2 protein-coding genes are annotated in these 1,874 nt (G+C 43.9%); both read right to left on the bottom strand.

Features of this window, described 5'->3' with window-relative positions; all coding sequences use genetic code 11:
* Positions 1-468: nuclease/transposase family protein (locus O9290_RS24965; protein WP_502846475.1), on the bottom strand; the 468-nt coding region annotated here is incomplete at its 3' end.
* 201 nt (positions 469-669) lie between these two features.
* Positions 670-1,371, bottom strand: coding sequence for a DUF3120 domain-containing protein (locus O9290_RS24970; RefSeq protein WP_288057123.1), 702 nt, complete (start codon positions 1,369-1,371; stop codon positions 670-672).
* Positions 1,372-1,874: the final 503 nt, after the last annotated feature.

The following is a 1,874-nucleotide window of genomic DNA, read 5'->3' on the forward strand; positions in this document are numbered from 1 at the left end:
CCGTTTAATCTGTTGCTCTGAATAATAAACTAAGGTCTTTTGACTACACCATAAATCAAATTCTCCTGCTTTAAAGCCATCGGTAAATCTGATTTTACGTCGGTCATCAGATAGTTTGTAGCCCGTTAGTTTGTATTCAACGGAACGGCTAGGCTTTTTGAACCGAGGAAAACCTTTTTTTCCTGGTATCTTAGCATGACAATTCTGGTAAAACCGATTAATTGATTGCCAGGCTCTATCAGCAGCCGATTGACGAGCTTGAGAGTTTAATTTATTAACCCAAAGAGTCTCTTTATTATTAGCTAGTACCGCGCAAAGTTTTTGGAGATCATTGCGGGTTGTCCCTTGATTTGACCTCCAATAACGAACACAAGAGTTACGCACAAACTGAGAAGTTTTGATCGCTTCATCAAGCTTCTGAGATTGCTCTGGTGTTCCGTTTTTTAGCTTTGCTTCTACGACTAGCATTTAACAATCCTCGACCATTGGCTAAATTAAGTATAACACAGTTTACCCATAGATGGTAGTATTAAATCGATGCTCTGCGGTTTATTTTCTGGTCGGATTTCATCCCCCGCAAAGGTTGATGTCTTGTCGAAAAATTTAGCGGGGGCATTCATCCGACATTTTAGGTAAATAGGTGGAAACGGGAATTAGCTAGGAAAACCCTTAGGCCAGAGAAGCGGTAATCCAAAATAAACCATCGACTAAAATTGTACTCAATACGGCTCCGCTAAATGCCCACCAATGGCATACCCGTTTTTGCAAAGGATAGATACCGATCGCTAGGAGCAGGTTGAGCAGTACGATCGCCCAACTGATGCCCCAGGGGGTCTGAATTTGGGACAAAGCGTTATGAAATATCGGCGATACTAGGTTGGCATCTAGTTCCACGGTCATTAATTGTCGCCAGTAGGGAATTAGTCCCGTTAGATAGAAATATAAGTCGGTGATGGCGGTTCCTAACAAAGAACCCAGATAGAAAAGATTGCCCACTTTGCCGCGACCTTTGCATAATCCCCAGAGAACAAAGGGCAGCCCGATCGCTTCCATGGGAATATGGATCAAGGGTTCCCAACGCCACCAACCCCAGTACAGAGAACCGGCTAACCAACTCCAACTAAAGCCCAAAAGTAAATCTCCCCAAAGACTGATTTTTGCTTGTTTGAGCAGCCAAATCCCTAACCCCACCCAGAAAACGGTTAAACCTAGGCTAATTTCGGGATAGTAGCGCACTAGGGGCGCTTGCAGGAACACGGGGACTGATACCAGAAATGCTGCTGTCCAAAAGACGGATTGACATTTTTCCCAGTTAGGGACTAGGGGTTTCAGGCGATCGGGATTGCTGGGGACTAGGGTAGAGTTGAGCAAAGGATTTCAGAATTGTTACAAAACTTTACTTATATTAAGATACATCATTCTCTCTCTACTATATCCCCCCTAGGGGGATTTGGGGAAATTAAAAAATTGTTTTTGGCAATGCCCTAACGCTCTTCTGGGACTTTCGGAAATCCCTAACCGAATCTAGGCTCTCAAACCCTTGCTTGACAAGGGAACGCTAACTTTTTTTCTAATAAAAACTCAAATTTCGGGTTTCTGTTAGTTAGCGATAGCTTGAAGGCTTACCCCATAAGAGAGCTAGAGTTTAGAGACTGTAAGACCTTTGCCAGACTCCCTCCAAGAGCGCTAAGTAGTCGTGCAAAATTAATTTCCTAGTCGAGACTCCGAGACTCCGAGACTCCGAGACTCCGAGACTCCGAGACTCCGAGACAGCTATCAGGGATCGGATTTGAGTTTTCAGTTCACTGTTTACTCACATCAGCAAAAGGCTGACGGCTGAGAGCTTAGATGTGTAATTAATTTTGCTTAGGTAC

This window comes from Microcystis sp. LE19-41.2A, from assembly GCF_027530405.1.
Lineage (GTDB): Bacteria > Cyanobacteriota > Cyanobacteriia > Cyanobacteriales > Microcystaceae > Microcystis > Microcystis aeruginosa.